At 63.4% G+C, this 21,835-nt stretch carries 13 protein-coding genes and 5 pseudogenes; 10 read left to right on the top strand and 8 right to left on the bottom strand.

The features are described 5' to 3' along the window. Positions 1 to 111, top strand: a pseudogene (locus XpopCFBP1817_RS21880) (IS481 family transposase); the annotation flags it as partial. A gap of 23 nt (positions 112 to 134) precedes the next feature. Next, the gene (locus tag XpopCFBP1817_RS22970) at positions 135 to 407 is read left to right on the top strand and encodes an Abi family protein (RefSeq protein ID WP_341866009.1); all 273 of its coding nucleotides are present in this window, start codon (positions 135 to 137) and stop codon (positions 405 to 407) included. Positions 408 to 707: 300 nt separating this feature from the next. Here the strand turns inward: XpopCFBP1817_RS22970 and XpopCFBP1817_RS12380 are convergent, their stop codons facing one another. Together XpopCFBP1817_RS12380 and XpopCFBP1817_RS12375 are read right to left on the bottom strand one after the other, a co-directional pair. Next, positions 708 to 2,135 carry an OprO/OprP family phosphate-selective porin gene (locus XpopCFBP1817_RS12380; protein WP_128417360.1) on the bottom strand — a complete coding sequence of 476 codons (1,428 nt, stop codon included), beginning with the start codon at positions 2,133 to 2,135 and terminating at the stop codon, positions 708 to 710. Between the two features lie 572 nt (positions 2,136 to 2,707). Continuing rightward, positions 2,708 to 3,592 (bottom strand): SDR family oxidoreductase, encoded by an 885-nt coding sequence (locus XpopCFBP1817_RS12375; RefSeq protein WP_128417359.1) that lies wholly within the window; start codon positions 3,590 to 3,592, stop codon positions 2,708 to 2,710. 135 nt (positions 3,593 to 3,727) lie between these two features. Between XpopCFBP1817_RS12375 and XpopCFBP1817_RS12370 the strand changes: the two genes are divergently transcribed. Next, a complete protein-coding gene (locus XpopCFBP1817_RS12370; protein ID WP_128417358.1) occupies positions 3,728 to 4,162 on the top strand; it encodes a winged helix-turn-helix transcriptional regulator in 435 nt (144 codons plus the stop codon). A 537-nt stretch (positions 4,163 to 4,699) separates the two neighbouring features. Next, positions 4,700 to 5,101, top strand: a pseudogene (locus tag XpopCFBP1817_RS12360) (DDE-type integrase/transposase/recombinase); the annotation flags it as partial. A 74-nt stretch (positions 5,102 to 5,175) separates the two neighbouring features. Here the strand turns inward: XpopCFBP1817_RS12360 and XpopCFBP1817_RS12355 are convergent. Both XpopCFBP1817_RS12355 and XpopCFBP1817_RS12350 read right to left on the bottom strand, forming a co-directional pair. After that, on the bottom strand, positions 5,176 to 5,964 hold the full coding sequence (locus tag XpopCFBP1817_RS12355) for a DUF1868 domain-containing protein (protein ID WP_128417356.1): 789 nt from the start codon (positions 5,962 to 5,964) through the stop codon (positions 5,176 to 5,178). A 10-nt stretch (positions 5,965 to 5,974) separates the two neighbouring features. Then, positions 5,975 to 8,638, bottom strand: coding sequence for a TonB-dependent receptor (locus tag XpopCFBP1817_RS12350; RefSeq protein ID WP_425479107.1), 2,664 nt, complete (start codon positions 8,636 to 8,638; stop codon positions 5,975 to 5,977). Positions 8,639 to 8,737: 99 nt separating this feature from the next. Here XpopCFBP1817_RS12350 and XpopCFBP1817_RS12345 point away from each other — a divergent pair. Continuing rightward, a pseudogene (locus tag XpopCFBP1817_RS12345) lies at positions 8,738 to 9,637 on the top strand (ROK family protein). 143 nt (positions 9,638 to 9,780) lie between these two features. Beyond that, the gene (gene avrBs2, locus XpopCFBP1817_RS12340) at positions 9,781 to 11,931 is read left to right on the top strand and encodes a type III secretion system effector avirulence protein AvrBs2 (protein WP_128417355.1); all 2,151 of its coding nucleotides are present in this window, start codon (positions 9,781 to 9,783) and stop codon (positions 11,929 to 11,931) included. Positions 11,932 to 12,333: 402 nt separating this feature from the next. Here avrBs2 and XpopCFBP1817_RS12335 read toward each other — a convergent pair whose 3' ends face one another. The 3 genes from XpopCFBP1817_RS12335 to XpopCFBP1817_RS12325 form a co-directional block, all read right to left on the bottom strand. Further along, entirely contained in the window at positions 12,334 to 13,842 is a 1,509-nt protein-coding gene (locus tag XpopCFBP1817_RS12335; RefSeq protein WP_128417354.1) for a ribonuclease H-like domain-containing protein, read from the bottom strand. Continuing rightward, complete coding sequence (locus tag XpopCFBP1817_RS12330; protein WP_167393923.1) at positions 13,839 to 16,334, bottom strand: DEAD/DEAH box helicase; 2,496 nt, start codon at positions 16,332 to 16,334, stop codon at positions 13,839 to 13,841. Before XpopCFBP1817_RS12330 ends, XpopCFBP1817_RS12335 begins: the two co-directional genes overlap by 4 nt. 660 nt (positions 16,335 to 16,994) lie before the next feature. Beyond that, a complete protein-coding gene (locus XpopCFBP1817_RS12325) occupies positions 16,995 to 17,228 on the bottom strand; it encodes a hypothetical protein (protein WP_128417353.1) in 234 nt (77 codons plus the stop codon). 874 nt (positions 17,229 to 18,102) lie between these two features. Here XpopCFBP1817_RS12325 and trhA point away from each other — a divergent pair. The 3 genes from trhA (at position 18,103) to XpopCFBP1817_RS12310 (ending at position 19,380) form a co-directional block, all read left to right on the top strand. Then, entirely contained in the window at positions 18,103 to 18,765 is a 663-nt protein-coding gene (gene trhA, locus XpopCFBP1817_RS12320) for a PAQR family membrane homeostasis protein TrhA (protein WP_167393922.1), read from the top strand. Positions 18,766 to 18,832: 67 nt separating this feature from the next. After that, the gene (locus XpopCFBP1817_RS12315) at positions 18,833 to 19,090 is read left to right on the top strand and encodes a type II toxin-antitoxin system prevent-host-death family antitoxin (protein ID WP_128417352.1); all 258 of its coding nucleotides are present in this window, start codon (positions 18,833 to 18,835) and stop codon (positions 19,088 to 19,090) included. Next, positions 19,078 to 19,380, top strand: coding sequence for a type II toxin-antitoxin system RelE/ParE family toxin (locus XpopCFBP1817_RS12310; RefSeq protein ID WP_128417351.1), 303 nt, complete (start codon positions 19,078 to 19,080; stop codon positions 19,378 to 19,380). Before XpopCFBP1817_RS12315 ends, XpopCFBP1817_RS12310 begins: the two co-directional genes overlap by 13 nt. 219 nt (positions 19,381 to 19,599) lie before the next feature. Here XpopCFBP1817_RS12310 and XpopCFBP1817_RS12305 read toward each other — a convergent pair. Further along, positions 19,600 to 20,680 (bottom strand): annotated as a pseudogene (locus tag XpopCFBP1817_RS12305) (ATP-grasp fold amidoligase family protein). A gap of 1,039 nt (positions 20,681 to 21,719) precedes the next feature. On the opposite strand from XpopCFBP1817_RS12305, the pseudogene XpopCFBP1817_RS12290 reads away from it, so the two are divergent. Beyond that, positions 21,720 to 21,835 (top strand): annotated as a pseudogene (locus XpopCFBP1817_RS12290) (helix-turn-helix domain-containing protein); the annotation flags it as partial.

The raw sequence follows: 21,835 nt of genomic DNA, 5'->3' as shown, positions 1-21,835 counted from the left end.
AGACTCAAAGCCCTGAAGGGTCTGACACCGTACGAATTCATCTGCAAGCAGTGGACATCCGAACCCGAGCGGTTCAAGGTAAATCCGATCCATCTAATGCCGGGACTGAACACCTTGGCACACTGTCCAAATTGGTGCGTGCCTTGCATGGCGTGGATCAAACCGCAATTGCCGGTGAATTCCAGATTGCTGGGCAGGTCTTGGTCAGTTGGCTTCATGCCGTCTCCGTGGTTCGCAACATGGCGGCGCGCCACGGTCGGTTGTGGAATCGGGTGCTTGGCGTGTCGCTGATGATTCCCAGGCACGGTGTCTTGGCGAGCGCATCGTCGGTGGTTCCAGCAAACCGCCTGTTCTTCGTGCTGTGCGTGTTGAAAGCACTGCGGCCAATGTTACGCACTGGCGGTTGACGGTCAGTAATCACCTACGGCCTCTTCTGGTCGATCCTTCGTATAGAGCCGGCATGGGAGCTCCGGACAACCGGGAGACGCACGTGCTGTGGAGATAAGCGTTTACCTGTCACGCGGCTGGCGCGCGGGCACGCTTGCAGCGGCCGCTCGATATCGTGTTTGAAGTGTGTATCACCCGCCCGATTGCTGAGTTGCGCGCTGCGCGCGAGCGCGCATGGCCATGCCCTGCACGCGATGCCACCGCAAACAGGAAGCCCCCGCAGTACGAGGGCTCCGGGCAGTCGCATCAAGCACAGTGGATCAGTAATTGATCTGCAACTGCAGCCGCAGCAGATCGCCTTCCACCAGCGGATACGGTGCGGCCGAGACGTCGGTGCGCTTCATCTTCGAATATGCGAACACCAGTTCCAGCGCATCCATCGGCTGCCACTCGACACCGGCTTCCACTTCGTTCAGTTGCATGCGCGGCGCATTGGTGTCGAACTTGGAACCGCCGCGGTAGGTCTGCCATTTCAGGTACGGCAGCAATGTGCCGTACCTGCCATCGTGCTTGTACATTGCCTGCACGTAACCGCCGCTCAGCGAACGGGTGCGTATGCGGCGCTGCGCGACATCCAGTTCCGGTCCGCGGCCCACCGTCCACTCGGCCTGCAGGCCGAACGGCTGCGGGTAGTAGATGACGTGCGCGGCCACGCGCTGGTCGGTGTAGCCGTTCGGGTCGGTGATGGCCGGGGTGAAGCTGCGGCCGCCGATGTTCACCGCCGCTGCAGTCGGTACGAAACGTCCGCTGTAGGCATCGGCGCCCACTTCCAGATACTGGCCGTTGGCGAACTTGAACGGGTAGGTGGCGTGCACCACCGCATGCATGCCATCGTTGCGCTCGGCGCGGTTGGCGCCCTGTCCGTTGTAGACGCCGGCACCGATCACACCGTAATCGCCTGAGCCCTTCAGGCCTGATTTGATCAGGTCCTGAAAGCGGCCCTTGGCCACGGTAGGGCTGTAATAGAACACCGCACCGATATCGCGTTCGTCGCGCAGGCCGGAGTTGAGCGCGTCGGCGCGATCCAGCGTGAGACGGTTCTGGCTGGACTGCATGTTTTCCCAGCCGTACGGCATCTTCGACTGGCCCACACGCACGCGGTATTCGCGCTTCTTGTCGAAGTAGATGTCGGCATACGCATCGCGCAGCTGCGCGAAGTTGGAAGTGGCCGAACCGGTGGGCGTGCTCGCAAAGTCCGGCTGCAGATACAGCGACACGTGCTCGTTGAGATCGCCGCTCAACACCAGACGCGCACGCCGGATGCCCAGGCTCTGGTCGTTGCCGATAAAACGGTCTCCCGGCGCACGCAGATCCTGCGCGTCGCCGCCGATGCCCTGGTTGTAACGGATCTGGGTGTAGCCGCGCAGGCTCAGCTTGTCGTACCACTTCCTGCCGGCCTCGCTGGGCTTGGCTGGCGCAGATGCGGCCTGGGTGATGGCGGTGTCCGCGGCCACTGGCGCAGCAGGCGCAGGCGGCAACGCCGGTGCGGCAGGCAGTGCCGAGGCCGGCAGCTTGCCGTTCTCGTCCACCTGCACGAACTTGCCCAACTTGTCGCGCCCCGGTGCCGGCTCGGCGAAGATCTGCTTGGTCTTGCGGTCGACGTACAGCTCCAGCTCGGCTGCCAGCGTGCTGCCGCTGGCGGTCGCGCTGATGGCGCATAGAACGGTGGCGAGGTTACGTTTGTTCATTGGTCTGGCTCGTGCAAGGAAAAACGGGTCGGCGGCAGCGTCGCGCCTGCGCTGCCTAATCGGGCGGCGAGCGAGGCGACAGAGCGCCCGCCAAGGCGCGCGGTCTTCCTGACATAGCGGCAGTGGGTGTAGTTATATTTAGATGTGATGTCATTTTGGCGACATCGACATCGCTTCAGGAGAAGCCCTGTGTCAGCACCGTGTCGGGCCAATGGCAGTTATGCGACGAACGCGAGGCGAGCCGGTCCGCGCAGGTGCGGCCATGTTGACGGCGGGATTTGGCCGGTACTGCGCATCACGTCGCATTGGAGTGCCCTCCGATCTTGCAGAGCGCGCGTCTGGCACCGCGCCAGTGCCGCTGCTTCTATGCGGCAAGAAACGTGGGCGCGTGGCGCAAGGCGTGGCCTGCCAAGCACGTTCGGTAGTCGGGCCGGCACGGTGCACACGGGTACCGTTATCCGTGCGCGATGTCCGTCTGGTCTCTGATCACCCCGCGCGAAGTTCTATGCGCGCCCTCAGCGGAGCACAACGACCGAAGCGTGCACGTGCCCGGCTTCGGTCAATCACACGATTCAGCTTGCCGAAGCCTTCAATGCCGCAGCCACCGCGTCGCGCAGCGGCGTAGTCGGCCGGCCGATCAACCTGCTCAAGGTGTGGCTGTCATCAAACAAGCTGCCGCCGCGCGAGGACGCCGAGCACTGCGCCAGCACCTGGGCAAACGGAGCCGGCAGACCGATCTGTACCAACGCCGCCGCGTAATCGGCCTCGGGCAGATCGTGATATGCCACCTGCTTGCCAGACTGCTGCGTCACCTTGGCGGCGTACTCGGCCATCGTGAAGGCGGTATCGCCCGCCATCTCGTAGACCTGCCCGGCTTGCGACGCGTCGGAGGCCAGCACCGCCGCTGCTGCTGCGGCATAGTCGGCGCGCGTGGCCGCACTGATCCTGCCCTCGCCGGAGCTGCCGATCACCGCGCCATGCGCCACTTCGGCGGCGATCGAGCCGGTGTAGTTCTCGGTGTACCAGCCATTGCGCAGCAGCACGTGCGGCACGCCGCTATCGCGCAGCAGCGCTTCGGTGGCGACATGCTCGCTGGCCAACGACAGCGTGCTGATATCGGCGCGCAGCACGCTCGTATAGGCCAGCAATTCCACGCCGGCGCGCCTGGCCGCATCGATCACGTTGCGGTGCTGCGGCACGCGTTGGCCCACCGCATTGGACGACACCAGCAGCACGCGGCCCACTCCAGTAAACGCCTGATCCAGGCTTTGCGGGTCAGCATAGTCGGCGCGACGCACCGTGATGTCGCGTTTTGCGAACTGTGTGGGTGACGCAATATCGCGGGCCGTTGCTACGATGCGTCCTGCAGGCACACGCTGTAGCAGCGCTTCGACGACCAACGCGCCCAGTTGCCCGCTGGCGCCGGTGACGAGGATCAGGGGGGAGGCGTGTGCCATGATGTGCTCCATTAGGTATCGATAAGAGGTGTGGTCTAATATTTAGACCTATTTGTCAGCGAACCTATTGTTAGGGCCGTTCCATCCTCCGAAAGGAGGCAGTTTTCTTCCCTCTGATTACCGTGAGATACGCCAGTGAACGCGATTTCTCTGTTTCCGCCGCCGCCGTCCCTGCAAGGTATACCGTTCGACGCCACCAAGTGCCCGGTGCGCGATGTGCTAGATCAGATCGGCGATAAATGGACTATGTTGATCCTGCTGACGTTGATCCCCGGCCCGTCCCGCTTCAGCGCCATCCAGCGCGCCGTGCCGGACATCTCCAAGCGGATGCTGACCCATACCCTGCGCAACCTGGAGCGCAACGGCATGATCACACGCAAGGTCTACGCAACCAAGCCGCCCAGCGTGGAATATGCGCTCTCCAAACTCGGCGTCGCGCTGCTTGGCCCCATCTCGCAATTGCTCAACTGGGCAGGCGAGCACCATGCGGCCATCCGCGCCGCGCGCGAGCGCTTCGATCATGCGCAGCAGACGGTGGGTGCCCTGCATGCCGACGAAGCGATGGCGTAAGCGCTGCACGGCAGTGTTGACGAGGGAACTGAGGGCGCTGACCTAAGTAGGTTGCTGCGCCACTGCACCAGTTGATCCTCGGCTTGCGCGTGTGCAAGACGCATTGACCGCTCGTTGCTGCACTGGCTGACGACTGGCCTGTTCGATTGTTTGCAGTATCGGTGTTCAGGCCCGGCAGCCCCTGTACCGACCTTGCATCCAATCACGTCTGTGCGCACCCCGCGCTGCGTGCCAGCGGTTACTCGGTCTGGTTACTCGGCGCTGACGGCCAACCGCGCTATGCCGGCCGCGCTAGCGTCCCAACGTGCTGGCGCGCACTGCCAGTGCCGCGTTTGCTTTCCCTTGTCCTTGTCCTTGTGCCGTGCAGTCGCTGTCATGATGGAACTGTCCGCATCGGCACCGCCGACCGCCAACTAGGCCACACGCCTGGCGATCAAGGCCGACCGGCTGTTTCTGTAGCTGGCCGTTTTGCAGAGTGTCGGCTCGCTGCGCTTGGCTTGGTGCCAGTGTCAATGGAGCACCTTTCAGGCAGTGACGCTGCGCTCGCCCAAGAGTGATAGCGCCAAGGATGACGAACGTCTGCTGGGGCAGATCACGCACCAATGGCTGGCCAGCGGCAGTGTCGATGGGCATCGCAAGATCACCAAGGATCTGCGGTATCTGCGCGAACACGGCAGTGGCCCTTGCGTGCATCGGTTGATGCGCACGCAAGGGCTGCGTGCTCAGGTGGGCGATGGTCGCAAACCACGCGTCCATGGAGGGTCCGAGTGCGCAGCGGCGACCAACCTGCTGGATCGGCAGTTCGACGTGACTGCGCCCAACACGGTCTGGGCGAGCGATTTCACGTGCATCCGCACGCATGAAGGCTGGATGTCGCTGGCCGTTGTGCTGGACCTGTTTTCCAGGCAGGTCGTCGGTTGGGCGATTCGTGATCGGGCCACATTTTCGCGAAAGCGGTTGCGCCACTGCGGCAAGTGTCGCCATGCATACACCCTTGCCATGTAAACCTAACCTCACACCTCACACCTCTCACGAAACGCGTACATGTCCTTGAAGGTGCAAAAGTTGAAACGCGGCACCGTGATCGGGCCGGCAGCAGCAAGACGCTTGAGCCAAACGCCTACTGCAGCGCGATAGGTCGCCTGTTCTTGGGTATTGAGCGTCCCGCACAGGTAGGCTAACGAGATATGGAAACGGTAGTTGCTGTAGTCCGGGCGCTGCAGTCGCGTCAGTGCCATCAGCCCCTTGCGTGCAGTCTCCAACCGCTGCGCAGTGGCCGTATCGGCAGGCAGCAACGGAATCAGCAGATTGTCGTTGATGCCGGTCTTGGCCGCCGTGGGGTCTACCAGAAACCGACCGGCTCCGAGCGGTACAGCATCGCGCTGCTGCAAGCGCGACAGGAAGCTAGCGTTGATGTCGGCCAATGCAACCTCGCGCGACAGATCGCTCGGCCACGGCCCGCCCGCGCGGTCGGTTTCATTGACCCCGCCCAGCAAGGTCACGTGATAGCTGCTCGGCGGCAACAAGGCGAGCTTATTGGCGAAGCCGTGCTCGGGCAGCTCGCGGTAGATCTCCAGCACGCGGTCGAAGCTGTCGTAGCCATCGCCCCGCTGGTCGAGATGGCCGACGAACGTATTGCCGGCAAACGGCATCGGCCGCTTCGAGCGCAGGAACTTGCGGCCCACATCAGCAGGCGGCGCTGCATCGGCGAGCGTTGGCAACGCGGTAGACAGCAGCGAGGCGCCAGCAGCAGCGGCCAGCAGCCGGCGGCGGCTGAAGGTGGTATCCAGACATGACGACATGCATAGCTCCTCAAAGTTTGACGTTGATGCCGACCATCACGGTGGGGGCCATCTTCCAGGCCGATTGCACATATTCCTGATCGCGGCCGATGCGGTATTGGTAGCCCTGGCCGGCCAGATTGAGCACGTCTAGGCTCAGCGACACCGCCGGCGAAACGTCCCAGCCCAGTTTCAGATCGATGCGGTCCAGCGGTTGCTGGTAACGGTTGCGATAGAACTCCTGCAGGCTGCTGTAATTGGGAAAGCGGTCATCCCACAGCTCGCCGGTGCGGCTCCAGGCCAGCGTGGTGCGCAGCGGCCCACGGGCGTAATTCAGGGTCAGATTCCACAACTGCTTGGGCTGCTGCGGCAGCACGTCGAGGGTGGTACGGCTACCATCGCCGAGCACCACCGGGTACTCCACGTCAAGGAACGTGACATTGGCGGACACCGACAAGCCGGCCAGCGCAGGTAGCCACGGCCCCAGCTCCTTGATGGCGCCCAGCTCGGCGCCACGCAGGCGCACCGGCCGGTCTACATTGCGCGGCTGGGTGACCAGCACCTGCTCGCCGTCGATGGTGTCCATCTGGCCGTAGCGGAAGATTTCATCGTCGATGGTCTTGTGGAACAGCGCGATCGACAGCAGGCTGCCGCCGTCGTCGAAGCTCCAGTCGTGGCCAAGGTCCAGGTTCTGCGAGCGGCGCGGCTGCAGGTCCGGGTTGCCCTGGTTGAGCGTGGGGATGCTGCTGCCCAGCGTGAGCACGCCGCCGTTCAATGCCATCTGGTCCAGGCGCGGGCGGCCGATCGAGCGCGAGACGCCAAAGCGCAGCGTGCCGTTGGCGCTGGTCTGCAGTTGCCCGCTGAGCGATGGCAACCAGTTACGGTAGGTGCGCACCGCGCTGACCGGCGTCCAGGTGGTTCCGCTCAGCTGCTGGCCGGTGCTGGCAAAGCGTGTCTGTTCCAGACGGATGCCGCCAGCCAGCAGCCAGCGCTCGCCGCGCCATTGGGTCTGTGCAAAGCCGGCGCGCACCTGCTCGTCGACGCCGTAGCTGCCGCTGTTCTGCGCGGTGGTGTCCACCACCCCGCGCGTCTGGCCGGCGAGGGCATCCCAGCGTGCGTCGGCCAATGCCGGGTCGATGGTCATCATCTCCCTGTTGCAGCCCAGCGCGCAGGTCGGGCTGCCCAGCACGTCGGCCAATGTGTAAGGCAAGCCGTTCCAGGTGGTGCGCTGCACATCGGTGCGCATGTGCGTGCGGACCTGCCGCGCGCCAACGGCCAGCCCCAGCCCACGGCTGTCCTCGTCCATGTTGCGGCGTAGCTCCAGCTGCAGGTCGCCGACCCGTTCGGCGTAGGCGATGCGCTCCTGCTGGTGATAGAGGTTTGCGTAGCGCCCCGGGTCGTCGGCCAGGGCCGGGTCCACGGGCGTGAATGCGGGCAGGGTGCCGCTCCAGTCGAACCCGTATGCCAGGCGATTTTGCTGGAAGCGGTCCCAGGTCTGCGGGTTGTCCACCGTTGCGCGCGAGGTGCTGGCGCGTAGCGCGGCGCGCCACTGCGCAGGCAACTCGGCCAGCAGTTCGCCGTTGATGCCCGACAGCGCGCGCTTCCAGCGCAACTGCCCCAATTCGACGAACTGATTCAGGTTGTCGAGCGTGCCGCCCTGCGGGCTGGTGCGGGTCAGGCGTGCGCTGTTCTGCACCTGGGCGTTCTGGGTATAGCGGTCCGAGGCCTCACGCTGGCGGAAGGTGTAGCCGGACACATGGCCGCTGAGCGGACCCTCCGGCTGCCAGTCCACGCGCGCGGTGAGGCTGCGCCGTTCGCGGGTGTTGTCGTAGTTGTACCAGCGCCGCTCGCTGGGAACCGCATCGCCGGTGCCGCCATAGGCCACCGGGTCGCGCGTGCCATCGGCGGCGTACCAGTTCAACCCGCCGCCGTTTTCCTGCTGCGGCACCGAGATCTCGCGTCGCCATTGGCTGGCAGCGCCCAAAAAGGCGAACTGCCCGTCGCGACCGAAGCGCTTGCCCCACTTCAGATCGCCCTCGCCGACCGGCGACCGGCCGCCGTAGCGGCTGCCCATCAGGTTGGCGCCGCCCTTGGCCGAGAAGGTGAGCAGGCCGTCCGGGCGGCCGAAGCCGGTAGCGGTGACCAGGTTGGTAACGCCGCCGATCGCGCTGCCGTCGTTTTCCGGCAGGAACGACTTCACCACATCGATGCGGTCGACAAAGTTGGCCGGCAGCACATCCATCATCGCCTGACGGCTGCCGACATCGTTGCTGGCGAACGCAAAGCCGTCGATCAGCATGCTGTTGTAATTGCCGTTGAGGCCGCGCACCGTCACGTAGCGCGGCTCGCCCTGGTACTCCACGGTGCTGACGCCGGTGACCCGACGCAGCGCATCGCCCACATTGAAGTCCGCCAGTTGCCCGATGCTGTCGGAGGCGACCGAATCCACGATGGTGGGCGCGGCCTGTTTGGTGGCGATGGCACGCGTGTTCTGCGACTGGAACGAGGTGCGGACCTGCACGGCATCCAGGGTATGCGCCGAGGCATCGGCGGGCACCTCGGCGGCCTGCGCCGGCGCGTGCATCCAGCACATCACGGCCATGCCCAGCGCGAGCGACAATGTGCGACGTTGTGGAACGCAGGCCGGACCGGGCACACACAGGTGGCCAGAGGGAGAGGGCTGAAACAGGCGCATGGCACGATCCGCGATGTCGGGCGGCCCCAACGTGGTGGCCGCAGGCGGATTAAAGTAGTTTGCTTAATTTAAGCTTGTGTGACAAAAACCGCTCTTTTTTTGCACAACACACCCTCCTTCTTCGCCCAGGCGGCCATTCGTTCGCATTGCCGCCACCGCAGCGACGGGCAGGTCGCCGGTTCCAGCGAGCGCGCGTTGCTGGATCTGATCCGCAGCGCCGGCCAGGTGGCGCGTGCCGATCTGCGGCGCGCCAGCGTGCTCAGGGTTCCCGGCACCCTGGAGCAGGTGTTGCAGGCGACCGGTGTAGACCGGCAGCAGCTGTTCGGGTTGGGCGCCGGCATGACCGGCCCGCATCGGCGACGGCACGCGGGTCAATCCGCCGCTCTCGCTGGCCGCCGAATGGATGCAGGTCGAGCTGGCCGGTTTCATCGCCGAACGTCTGCAGTTGCCGGTCTGGATGGACAACGACGCCCATTGCGCTGCCCTGGCCGAAGCCTTGTACGGGGTTGGTCGCCAATCGCCGGATCTGGTCTATCTGTCTATCCCCGACGGGTTTGCCGCTGGCGTGATCGCCGCAGCGCGCAAGGCAATGTGGGCGAACTGGGTCGCATCTCGGCCATCACCGGCAGTGCGCGGCCAACGCTGGAAAGCCTGCGCCAGGCGCTGGTCGCCGATGGCCATGTGCTGCCGGACCTGCCCCCCATGCCGCAGCACTACGATGCGGTATGGCCGCAGATCGACGCCTGGCTGGATGCGGTGCAACCCAGAGTGACTCTGGCGGTGGCGGCGATCATCGCGTTGATCGCCCCGCCCGTCATCGTCTTCGGCGCGCGCCTGCCGACAGATCTTGCGCAGCGGCTGATCGCCCGCGTCGCCTTCGAACCCGCGCCACGGCGCGGCGTTGCATCGCCGTATCCGGCGTTGCTTGTCGGGCAGGTGCAAGCACATGCCACGGTGCTGGGCGCGGCCATGCTGCCGTTCAAGCAAACGCTGTTCTAGAGCAGGCGATGGACCATGTGATGCGGTGCGCCGGCGTTGCGGTGGGGCATCGTTTCGCATCGCAGTGGCATACTTCGCCTCGGTTGCGAATTGTCATATGGCACGCGGTTTACTAGCCGCCCGCAGTGCTCTTGTAGGTCGTCATGCGTATTGCTCCTTTGCAACCAGCCGCCACGCATACCACCGCGCTGGCAACACCGACGCACACCAGTGCCATCACCCCGATGGAGGTACAGCACGTGCCAGGCGGCAACCCGCCATTGCGTGCACGGCCTCGTCGCCAGGCTGTCGTTCTACCACCGCTGGTGCCATTGAACGAAAGCGCGATGACCGGCAAGCAGGCGTTGGTGGCGCTGGACGGCGAGTTCTCCGAGCAGCGCCTGGCCGAAGTGCAGGCCAGGCAGATCACCTTGCAGACAGCGCAAGGCAAGCTTGCCACCCATCTCGCGCAGGCCGGCACGACGATCGCACCGGACAGCGTCGCGGCACGCTTTGCCGCCGGAACGCTGGAGCCGGTCTACCTGGATACCGCCGCGTTCAACGCCATGGCGCGCGGCCTGCCGGGACGCGCACGTGCAGCGGCAGGCCAGGTCCTGGTCGATGCGCAGCAAGGCCGCGTCATCTTCGATCTGCAGCGCGCGTTTGCGCCTGGCGACAATTTCAGCGACGCAGCACGCACTGCATTGCGCAAGGCGCTGGATCTGCCCGGTCATGGGCTGACAACGCCGGACTGGCTGCAGCCCGCCACACCTAAGCAGGCGCGTCGCAAGTTGCAGCAAGCCGCGCGCTACCACGGCCACGAGATGCCGGCGCGCGACGGCGGCGCAGCGTTCTTCAAGGCCAACGACCATCATCTGGTGGCCGGCAAGGAGGCGCTGCTGCGCAAGCACCGCAAAGAGCTCATTCACGACACGTATTTCCAGGCGCCCAGCACGCGCGCGCTGGGCAAGGACGTGATGGTGCACCGGGGGTTGTTCGACAACCACGCCGGCATTCCGGAAAACTCGCTTGCCGCCATTGATCGCGCCTACGCACAGGGGTATCGCAACCTGGAGTTGGATGTCGAAGTCAGTGCCGACGGCGTGCCGGTATTGATGCACGACTTCAGCATTGGCCGCATGACCGACGACCCGCAGAACAGATTGGTCTCGCAGGTGCCGTTCGCCCAGTTGCGCGACATGCCGCTGGTGATCCGCAACCCGGTCGATGGCAACTTCATCAAGACCGATCAGACCATTGCCGCCGTGGAGCAGGCGCTGGACCACGCGTTGCAAAAGCCGGAGGCGATGTCGGTGGCGCTGGATTGCAAGGAAGGCACCGGCGAGGCGGTGGCGATGCTGCTGATGCGTCGGCCGGATCTGCGCCAGGGGGCAGCGATCAAGCTGTATGCCAAGTACTACACGGGCGGCTTCGATCAATTTCTGTCCAATCTGTACAAGCACTACCAGATCAATCCGCTGCACTCCCAGGATGCGCCCCGCCGTGCTGCGCTCGATCGGCTGTTGGCCAAGATCAATGTGGTGCCGGTCTTCAGCCAGGGCATGCTGGCCGACCCGCAGCTGCGCGATTTCTTCCCGGGCAAGGACGATGGCCCTGAGGGGCTGGCCGAGACCGCGGTGCACTGGCTGGAGAGCTGGAGCAAGATGCGCCCGGTCATCGTGGAGGCGGTGGCCACCGATCAGCAAAGCGATGCGGGCAAGGCCATGGAGCTGACACGCACACGCTTGCGCCAGCCGGACTCCTCCTACGCGCAGGCGGCATTTTCGTCCGGCTACCGGTATGAGGATTTCTCCCTGCCGCGCGCCAACCACGACAAGGACTATTACGTCTGGCGCAACTTCGGCGAGATGCAGAAGCTCAGCGGCGAAGCCTTTGGTATCCAGCGCACCACTGCCGGTGCTTTTCGCGACGCCGGTGAGAGCCTGTTGACCGACCAGCCCGAAGAAGAACTGCTCGCGCTGCTTGAAAACCGCACGTTGGCGCGTGGTCACACCGGCATGGAACTGGACCTGCCGCCGGACACCCCCATCGACACCGCACGCGATGCGGCGATCGTGGAGCAGCGCAGCCGCGAATTCCGCGACGCGTCCAAGCCAGCCGACCCGGCCCTGGTGGGGGCAGTCCGCGAAGGCCGCTTTCTGGATAGCTCGACAGAACTTCCGCACGACGCAGCCGCAAGGCATGCGGTGGATGCACGCGCCGAATCCCTGGGGCGGCTGACCGACCAGTACCGTGGCGCACCGGTGAGCCATTACCTCAACGAGCAAGCCAAACAGATCGAGCCAGGCGAGTGATCCCGGCGCAATGATCCGGCGCTGACGCGCGTGGCGCAGTGGCATGCGGGCTGCGCCGTGCCCAGCGCTGAGCAGCAGCCGGTGTGTCGCGCGGAACACATGTCCAGGCGCAGTGTTCGGACGGTGGCATGCCGTCATAGAGGCATGGTGCAGAGAGCGGCTGCTGCCAGTTCCTGCGTCTACGTGTCACAGCAGCGCTTCTTGGCCAGACACGCCGCCACTAGCGGCGGTGTACGTGTCTGACAGCTGCCGAAGTGAGCTGCACCGATCACCCAGTAACCCGTGTGTTGCTGCCTTGCAGTCTTGCCGGTGGACATCGCCTTTGCCGGGAAACCGCACTGGCGGGTCTCACCCAAGACGCCAGCATTGCGCCACCGCGCCACCGCCGCGTTGGGTGCAGCGCTACGGCGTCTCCAGCACCGGAATCACCTCGCGGTCCTGCGCGTCCACTGCCACCAAGCGCTGCATCAGCAGCGATAGCGTCACCACATCCTGATGATTGTGCTCGGCCACGCGGCGCAGGTTGCGCGCGCTGCCGCCGCGCAGGTAACTCAACCACGCGGCCGGGGCTTCGGAGCCGGGCAGGTCGTCTTCGCGCACCACGCGCAGTAGCTGTCGTTCGATGGTGGACAGCTTGCAGTTTTCCCAGGTGCCGCGATACCGGCGACGCGTGGGGAACAGCAGATCCACATGATCCAGCGCGGAGATCGGGTCGCCGCGGCGCGCCAGCCGGTAGCGCGTCTTCAACAGCGGTGCGTCGTAACAGCGGCCGTTGTAGCTGCACAGCACCGTCTGCGGCGAGAGCCAGCTGCGGAACAGGTCCAGCATTGCGCTCTCGGCGGCCATCGTGGACATCATCAACTGGCGCACGCGCAGGCCGCTGCCGTGCGCGTCGTCCATGTGCCAATCGGCCACGCCGATCATGAAGGCACGTGTGCCGGTGCCGCCGGCCAGGCCGGTGGTTTCGGTATCGAAGAACAGCAGATCCATCGGGTCTACTGCGTCTTCACGTTTGGCGAAGGCCAGCGACAGTGCCTCGTGCGGAATCGGCTGCGGCAGGAAGGCTTCGATCAGATGCAGGCCGGGCGCGATCTCGTTGCCTGGCAGATGCCGATCAGTGGATGCCGCACGTACCGGCGTGTGCGCCGAGACCGCGCGCTCGCGCAGGCCGATCATCTTGCGCAAGCCGGCGATATCGGTGCGTCGCTGCGGTGCAGGTGTGGATGGGGGGGCAGCAGGTGTCGCGCGCACAGCCGGCACGCGCGCTGCCGCATCGGCCCCCGCGTCTGCCGGCTTGTGGCGCACATCGTGTTCCACCCAGGCAAACACCGAGGCATCGCGCGCAGGCGGTGTGGCAACCGGCGCCTGCAAAGCGCGGCCTGTCATTACCGGTGCGATGTCCTGCGTGCGCGGGTCATGTGTCGTGTCTGCGGCGGCTGCCTGCGCGCTTCGCGCAGTGTCACCGCGCGGCGCCGGGCCCCACGCGTGCGACGCGGCACCCGGCCAAGACTGACGCTGCACACGCGTCGGCATCACCGCATCGTCTTTGCGTGGTGCAGGCCTCAGCCCGCCGACCTGACGGCGCAGCAAGCGCAGACGTTCTGCGCTCACGCCAGGATCGCTGCCAGGCGCCGGTGCTGCCGGGTCACGCATTGGCTGCGCCGCTGCAGGCATCGCACTGACAGCATGCGGACGCGCATCGTCTACACCCGCGCCCACACCCGCTGCATCGCCAGATGTTCGCCTGACCACTGCGGAGTGCATCTGTTGCGCAGACGACACCAGCGTGACTTCGGTTGCGAGCGCAGACGTTTCATCGTCCACGCCGATCTGCGCCGTCGTCGGCCCACGCACATCGGCATGCCCCGCCTGACGCCGCAACAACCGCAGCCGGTCCGCACTCACCCTCATGCAAGCACATCCAGCGCCAGGTCGTCGTCCACCTGGGTGGCGTGCCGCACCGGTGCCTCCGCATCGAACAACAGCGCAAGCACGGTCAATGCCAAGGATTTGGGCGACTCGCCCTTGCCTGCTTCGTGCGCGGCCAAGACCGGGCCCACACAGGCCGGGCAGCCGGCGCTGCAATCGCACCGCCGCACCAGCTCGTCCGCGCGCTGCAGCAGCTCGGCCTGGCGCAGCCATAGCGGCTCGCTCAGGCCCACGCCGCCGGGGAAGTTGTCGTACAGATACACGGTAGGCACGAACGCCTGCTGCAATTCCACCGCGCCTTCTTCGCCTTCGTCCACGCCACGCAGCTGCCCGCGCCCGGTCTGGTCGGCCACCGCAAACCAGGCCCCGTCGCCATTGCCCACGGCCTTTTGCAGGTCGCGTGCATCGGCCATCACCGCCACGGTGGCGACCACGTGCAGCGCATACGCCGCGCCCAGAAATCCATCCAGCGCATCCTGTTTGGACGCAAACGCCTTGCCCAACGTCGCCTGCGGCAACTGCCACCACACCGCGGTGGTGTGCAGTTCCTGATCGGGCAGATTGACCGGGCCGTAGCCAATGTTCTCGTGCGTGTAGTAGCGGATTTTCTTGTAGCCGGCCACGCGCCGCACCACGTGCACCTCGCCATGATGCGCATCGCCGCGCCCGGCCACGCCGCCGTCGAAGCGGTCCAGCACCTTCAACTTGGTGTAGTCGATGCTGTCGGTGTAGTAGTCCACATGGGTGCGCGTGACATAGGCCTTGCGGCCTTCCCAGTCCAGCCGCTCCACCTGGTACGGTGTGCTTTGCACCATGTGGATGGCGCCTTCGTACAAGGTCAGCGCGGCGGCCGAATAATCTACCTCGGCAATGATCTGCTGCTTGCCATCGCTCTTGTCCACCACCACAAAGTTGCCATCGGCTACCGAGCGCAGGCTCACCGCATTGGCCGGGTAACTGTCGGCTATCCATTCCCAGCGGTTGCCTTCCTGGTGGATCACTTCGCTCTCGGCCAGGGCTTCCAGAAACACCAGCGGGTCGATCGGCCCGAATGGCTCGCTGGCAATGAACGGCAACTCGAACGCCGCGCAACGGATGTGATCGAACAAAATCAGCGGCTGGTCCGGCGCGATGCGCGCATGCTCGGGCGAGGCATCGGCGAAGAAATCCGGATGCCGCACCACGTATTGATCCAAGGGTTGCGAGCTGGCCACCAGCACGCCCAGCGCCGGTTGCTGGCGACGCCCGGCGCGGCCGAAGCGCTGCCAGGTCGCCGCCACGCTGCCGGGGTAGCCGTTGAGGATCACCACATCGAGCGCGCCGATATCCACGCCAAGCTCCAGCGCCGAGGTGGAGACGATGCCGTCGACAGTGCGCGCCCGCATCGCGCGCTCCACCTCGCGCCGCTCGGTGGGCAGATAGCCACCACGGTACGCACGGATGCGCGGCGGCTTGCGCGGGTCGTGGTCGAAGATGTCTTTCAGATACTTGGTCAGCACTTCCACCATCAACCGCGTCTGTGCGAACACCAGCGTCTTCAACCCGCTCTTGATCGCGATGCGTGCAATGCGGTTGCTCTGCGAACGCGCCGACGCACGCAAACCCAAATCCGCATTGATCACCGGCGGGTTCCATAACAGCACATGCTTGTCGCCGGTGGGCGCGCCGGACTCGGTGATCGCGTGCACCTGTTCTTCGATCAAGGCCTGCGCGTGCGCATGCGGATTGCCGATGGTGGCCGAGCACAGGATGAACTGCGGGTTGGCGCCATAGAACGCGCAGATGCGCTTGAGCCGGCGCACCACATTGGTGACATGGCTGCCGAACACGCCGCGATAGGTGTGGATCTCGTCGATCACCACATAGCGCAGGTTCTCGAAGAACTGCGCCCACTTGGTGTGATGCGGCAGGATCGCCTGATGCAGCATGTCCGGGTTGCTCACCACGATGTCGCCGTGCAGGCGGATCGCCTGGCGCGCATCGCCGGGCGTATCGCCGTCGAAGGTGAAGGCCTTCACCCCCAGCTCACCGGCGCGGTTCAATTCCAGCAGCTCGGCCACCTGGTCCTGCGCCAGCGCCTTGGTCGGGAACAGGTACAGCGCCTTGGCGCCGGAGGTCATCGCCGCGCTCACCACCGGCAACGTGTAACACAGCGATTTGCCCGAGGCGGTCGGCGTCACGATCGCCACATGCGCGCCACGCTGGCTCGCCGCCCAGGCGTCGGCTTGATGACTGTAGAGCTGGGTGATGCCGCGCGCATGCAAGGCATCGGCCAGCGCGCTGGGCACATCGTGGGGGATCGGCGCATAGCTGCCCGCTCGCCCGGGCAGGGTGAAGCTGCCGGTGATGCGGTCGTGGTAACGCCGTTCCAGGCGCTGCGTGAGCAATGCGCCATCGCGGCTGGGCCGGCCATCGCTGGTGGCCAGCGCGCGTTCGGCGGTTTCGGTGCGGGGAGCAAGGGCAAACGGAGGCATACGATGTGGCTCCCAAAGAGGGAGATCAAACAAAAAGGATGTCTCAGGGTATGAGACCCTGCTCAACCCGGCGAGCCTGCCTCACTGAGCGGATTCAGCAAGCCGGGTCTTGGTAGCGCACTGTGCGGCCGGAACTCTGCTTCGGTCCCTGCTGTAAAGGCGAGGCGCTAGGTCAATTGGTCATCTTGGCCGCTGTGTGCGGCACTAGGTTAGTGAACACTGAACATATCAAAGGCGATATAAATTTTAATGCTCTAGTTCCTTCCTATTTAGAATCTCAGCGATATCGGCCAGGGAGCCTAGTTTTAGAAATAACGGGTCTAACTTCTGGATAGGGTGAGGAGGGAGGAAGGTATAACGAATTTCTTCTTGATAAAGATATTTAAAGTGTTTGTAGGAAAAAAAGCTCATGGCTTTTTTGAGGGATGATACGGATCGAAGTAATGAATCGCACACGGCGTAAATTGCCATTCGTGTAAAGGTTCACGTAAGGCCTGCAAAAGTCTCTTTGAGAACTCACCGACATTGTGGATCACTAAGACAGAATCAGCATTGAAGTCATCAAACAGCCTAAGGCTTAGCCCAAAGCTGGCGCACCATACATAATAGTTTGTTTCCATGCTAACTCGTTTGCGTTTAGGGGCGGGAGCTCCGAATGCATCAACTAGGCGAGTTTTTGAATGGATGGAGGTTTAGTATATCTTCTTCAAAATTTTCTGAATCTAAGTCATAGGAAAGCTCGTCATCTGCGATTGCTGGGCCAAGCGATTCATCGTTGTAGAGTGAAGCTGGTGCTATTCGAATCTCTCCCCTTTCTAAAAGTGCACGCATCCATTCAAGTTCCCAGAACTTAAAAAGGTGTCGTTTTCCCTGGCTATTTTTAAGCATTTCCAAGACAGCTTTGGATGCGGGGCTACTTGGGGCTGTCGGCTTTGTCGTCAAAAATCAGCCGATGCCACTTTTAATCAGTAAGCCTTGGTAGTTTCCAGTTCTGAGGCGCGACTCCTCAAGAAAATGGGAAAATAGTCGCCAAAGAAAGTTGCCGGTTCTTGAAGTTCCTTGAACGCACCCAATTTTTCCGTTTGGTTCTAACGTCAAAATATTTTAGATGAGGTCGCGTGCACGCTGTATGACTAAATCGTCTGGAACTTTTTGCAAGTAGCGGCGCTCTCTATACTCTTCATACCATCGCATAAAAATTGCTTGATCTAGATTAATTGGTATTTTCATTATAATCCTTTATCGTGTGCTATTTGGGCTGCTAATATTTGGCGTTCCGATTTTTATAATAAAACTAACGGCGGCATAGGTGATGCCAGCGCAAAGCTATCAAGGCAGATGTAATGCTGGCTATCATCTTCATCGCTGGAGTTCGAAGACGTTTGTAAGGTAGTGTGGTGCGATTCGCAAACCGAAGCTATCGCGTCGATTTTGTTTATATCGAACGGAGACCTTCAATCTCTTTAAATCATGTGGCATGTAAGAATCCTTTAATAGGTACATGTGTTATTAAAGCATGCCTTAACTGGGTTGAGAATTGTCAGAAAATTCAACAACGTGCGACCGAGTAACACACATGCCGAAGGCATCATCTTGCGGTCGTAGCGGAAAGCGTCTGCCTAGGTTAGCTAGTGGCGTCGTAAGGGCAACCCCTGATTAGAAAAATGCTCTAGCTCACTGAGCAGATTCAGTAAGCCGGGTATCCTGTTGCCCCGCCGCGTGACCGTTGTTCTGCACGCTGTTTGCTCCCCCACCTCGAAGAACCGCCGTGCCCGTGCCCCCCATCGCCATTGCTCCGCACTACAAGACCGCTTCCGCCCGCCGTGCCGATGGTCTGGTGCATGCTGCGGGCCTGTTTCTGGCCATCGTCGGCGGCGCCTGGATTGTCTGGCGCGCGCATGCCAACCAGACCATGCTGTTGGCCACCTGTGTGTACGCGCTGGGCCTGCTGGTGATGTTCGGCTGTTCGGCCGCCTACAACTTCGCCCAACCGCAACGCCAACCCATGCTGCGCAAGTTCGATCACGCCGGCATCTTCGTTATGATCGCCGGCTCCTACACGCCGTTTCTGCTGGTCGCCCTCGACGGCACCTGGCGCTGGGCGATGATCGCGGCGGTATGGTCCGTGGCCCTGTTCGGCGTGTTCGCCAAGCTGTGCCTGCCCGGCATCGCCAAGGGCTTCTGGGTGGCGATCTACCTGCTGCTGGGCTGGGCCGGCATCGTGGTGATCAAACCGCTGGTCGCCGGGCTGGACAGCACCGTGCTGTGGCTCATCGCCGCCGGCGGCGCGTTCTACACCGTGGGTGTCACCTTCTACGTGCGTAAATCTCTGGTCTACAACCGCGCCATCTGGCACGCCCACGTACTGGGCGGCGCGCTGGCGCACTGGTGCGCGATCTGGCTGTGCCTGCGGCCGCTGGGTGGGGTGTAAGGGCGCCCACTCTGCGGCCCGGCCCAACCTGCCTGCCGCGCCCGGAGTGATACTTTAGTGTCACTGCATGCGCACCGAACTTGTCGCCACGCTCACGCGTCAGGCCACCGAACTCCTTGCAGATGTCGAGCGCGACAAAGAGCCGATCCTGATCACCCAGCATGGTTTGCCCAGCGCATACCTGTTGGATGTCACCAGCTATGAACGCATGCAGCAGCGCATGGCGATCCTTGAAGGAATCGCCCGTGGTGAAATGGCAGTAGCGGAAGGCCGCAGCCTGAACCACGAGCAGGCCAAGCAACGCCTGGCGCGATGGCTGAAATAGTCTGGTTGGAAACCGCACTGGCTGACTTGGACGCGATTGCCGACTGCATCGCAATCGACGACGCTATCGCCGCTGCGGCGCTGGTACGAGGCGTGTTCGCGCACGTCGAGCAATTGGTTGAGCCCCCGGAGAGTGGAAGCCGCCCCCAGGCGCTGAAGCGCACCTGCTATCGCCACACCGTCGAACCGCCTTGCCGCGTGTTCTACCGCCTGGATGGGCAGCGCATTGTGGGGGTTCACGTGATGCGGTCGGAGCGGTTGCTTCAGAAGAACCGTCTTTGGCGCCTATAAGTACGCCCAGTTCTTGGTCTGCTTCGTGCGATTCGCCATTAACGTGCCGGCTTCCCATCAGAGCGCGCAGCAGACAAGCGCCAGAATCAGCACCTCGCCGCGATCGCGTGTATCGATCAAATCGACGATGAACCAGCGTACCCACTTCAGCGCAGAGGGTGCCGTTCGGACTAGAGGTTTGGTTGAGCGCGCAAGGGTCGCGTGCTTCGACCGCCGCCCTCACCTCACCGGCAGCCGCATGCGGATGCCTTCGCCAGAAAACCACGGCTCTACCGGCGCACGCCGCTGCACCCACATATCGCCCATCATCCGGTCCAGCCCGCGTTCCAGCCCGGTGCGCGCCCGGGGTGAAGGTCAGTTCGCCGAAATAGATCTGCCCGCGCTGGATATACCAGTCCCCCCGCACGTAGTCGACGTCGCTTGCCAGCACCTTGCTCAACTCCAGCGCCTGCTCCAGCAGCGCCGGCGCGCAGGGCGGTGTGCGCTCGTCGTCGCGGATGCGGTGGAAGGCCGTGTGCAGGTTGCCGACGAAGAAGGTCATCGCCAGCTTCGGCGTGTCGAAGCGGCCGTAAATCACCTGCAGCACGTACTGAAAACTGCCGTCCGCCTGCCGGAACATGTGAAACTTGTAATCCACCGGCACTTGCTGCTCCTCACCGATGTAATGCTCCACCAGAATGCGCGGTGGAATATCGCGGTAATGGATCTCGCGCACTATCTCGGAGAAGTCGGTCTGCAGCCACTGGCCGCAGCGCTCGATGATGCGGCGCTTCTGCGCAGCATCCGGCTCGTCGCGCACGACTTCCACCATGTCCGCGCCGTGGTTGGCCTTGATCACCCTCTGCCGCCACTGTGGCAGATGCAACAAATCCTGCGGATCGGTGCTGTTTAGCACCAGCGGAATCAGATGCGCCGCGCCAATCTTGGCCGCCACATAGGGGCGCACCGCAAACTTGTCCGCCAAACGTGTATACAGCGGGTAATCGCCATGCACGCATCTGCGGTAAAGGATTTTTTCGTTGAAGCACTTCGGCGCATACAGATCCGGCAGCCGACCGAACGTATGCAAAAAGTAGAGCCGGTCCTGGTGCCGCCAGGGCAGGGTTCTCACCAGGCGGTGCGCGCCTTTGCGCAGCAGCCGCTTGAGACTGTGTGTATCTGGCGCCGGTGCTGGCGCAGGCGCGCGTGGCAACGAGGCCATGCGGCGATGGCCAAACGGCGACGTCGACGACGGCGGCATGACCGCCCATCCCTGTCCCGTCACACCACGCCCGCCCAATGGCTGCGTCTGCATCCCCATCGTGTTGTCGGTCATGCCCAGATCCTTCCTTCGCCAGTTATTGCGCCACTGGTCACTTTGTATGTGTGACGCAGCAAAATATATAGGTAAAAGGCAATACCAGGTGTGCATTTTTTCTCACGCCATCTGGTTTCGCGCACATCAGATTGCGTCACCACTTCGAAAGCCTTTCGCAGCAAGCGATCTGACCCCCAGCAACGCATAGCGGGCCGCTGCGCAGGGCGCACCGTGTTGCCTGCGTTAACCACTCCTGCGCCAGCAGCCTGGACAGCAGGGGATCGTCGGTTGGCGGCGGCCCGCGCCCGCAAGTGCATGGCACAACGTGAAACCGGGGAGGGAGCGACGCACCGCATCCGGCCACTCACCACGTGTGGTCTGCGGCCTCAACCGCAGTATCTGCAGCCCGCCAAGTGCGCGCAGTGCAGGCACAAGCGCGGCAGCCTCGGTCTGCCCAACACGCCACCGCCAAGCGCAGCGTCCGTCAGGTATAGGCGTACGCCGCATCCTCACGCCGCCGGCCATAGGGAGCTTGCCGAAGATAACCATCACCATCACCGCGTTCGAACGCTCACCCCACGGCGGCAAGGGCTTGGCCCGCGACGACATACCGCACTGACCAACCCACCAAGCCCGCACGCCACAGGCCCTTCGCTCAACAGACGTGGCAGACACGCTCCTCTCCCATCGGGAAAGGGCCGGGGAGGGTACGGAGTGAGGCGGTGTGTGTTGAATGCGAGCGCAGGCCAGTAATCACAGGCCAGCAATCAAGGGTCCAAATGCCTGCACGGCCAGCGGGCCATTGGTTGCCAACTCGGATGCAGAAGCGCAGTGGCTGTTGACCCACGGCTACCCGACGGAATACGAACTCGCCCGATTAGAAACGTTGCATCTGGACCAACTGAAAGCGCAGTCGCAATCCGGCAACAAGGCGGCACCCGTGATCTACCGGGCAAGTTCAACGTTGAATCGCAACACCAACGGTTGTGAAGCGGTCCAGGCGACCTGGCCTGAGCCACTTCACCGCCAAGTGGCGTTGCCCATGTCATCCAGTCGCCTGGACCTGTCGGAACGATGACGTCTCCATGCGTTGCACGAAACCGGGCTGTCGCTGCGTGCGCTCGCCGATGCCTTGGAACGTGCACCGAGCACGATCAG

Origin of the sequence: Xanthomonas populi (assembly GCF_002940065.1) — a bacterium.
In the GTDB taxonomy this organism is placed as follows: Bacteria; Pseudomonadota; Gammaproteobacteria; order Xanthomonadales; family Xanthomonadaceae; genus Xanthomonas; species Xanthomonas populi.
Note: the sequence above shows the minus strand (reverse complement) of the source record. Positions and strands in the feature narration are given on the sequence as shown.

Bases quoted from the DNA above. Each gene is read 5' to 3' on its own strand.
- XpopCFBP1817_RS12355 (WP_128417356.1), bottom strand. From the start codon at position 5,964: ATGTCGTCATGTCTGGATACCACCTTCAGCCGCCGCCGGCTGCTGGCC.
- avrBs2 (WP_128417355.1), top strand. From the start codon at position 9,781: ATGCGTATTGCTCCTTTGCAACCAGCCGCCACGCATACCACCGCGCTG.
- XpopCFBP1817_RS12350 (WP_425479107.1), bottom strand. From the start codon at position 8,638: ATGCGCCTGTTTCAGCCCTCTCCCTCTGGCCACCTGTGTGTGCCCGGT.
- XpopCFBP1817_RS12310 (WP_128417351.1), top strand. From the start codon at position 19,078: ATGGCTGAAATAGTCTGGTTGGAAACCGCACTGGCTGACTTGGACGCG.
- XpopCFBP1817_RS12380 (WP_128417360.1), bottom strand. From the start codon at position 2,135: ATGAACAAACGTAACCTCGCCACCGTTCTATGCGCCATCAGCGCGACC.
- XpopCFBP1817_RS12375 (WP_128417359.1), bottom strand. From the start codon at position 3,592: ATGGCACACGCCTCCCCCCTGATCCTCGTCACCGGCGCCAGCGGGCAA.
- XpopCFBP1817_RS12315 (WP_128417352.1), top strand. From the start codon at position 18,833: ATGCGCACCGAACTTGTCGCCACGCTCACGCGTCAGGCCACCGAACTC.
- XpopCFBP1817_RS12330 (WP_167393923.1), bottom strand. From the start codon at position 16,334: ATGCCTCCGTTTGCCCTTGCTCCCCGCACCGAAACCGCCGAACGCGCG.
- XpopCFBP1817_RS12335 (WP_128417354.1), bottom strand. From the start codon at position 13,842: ATGAGGGTGAGTGCGGACCGGCTGCGGTTGTTGCGGCGTCAGGCGGGG.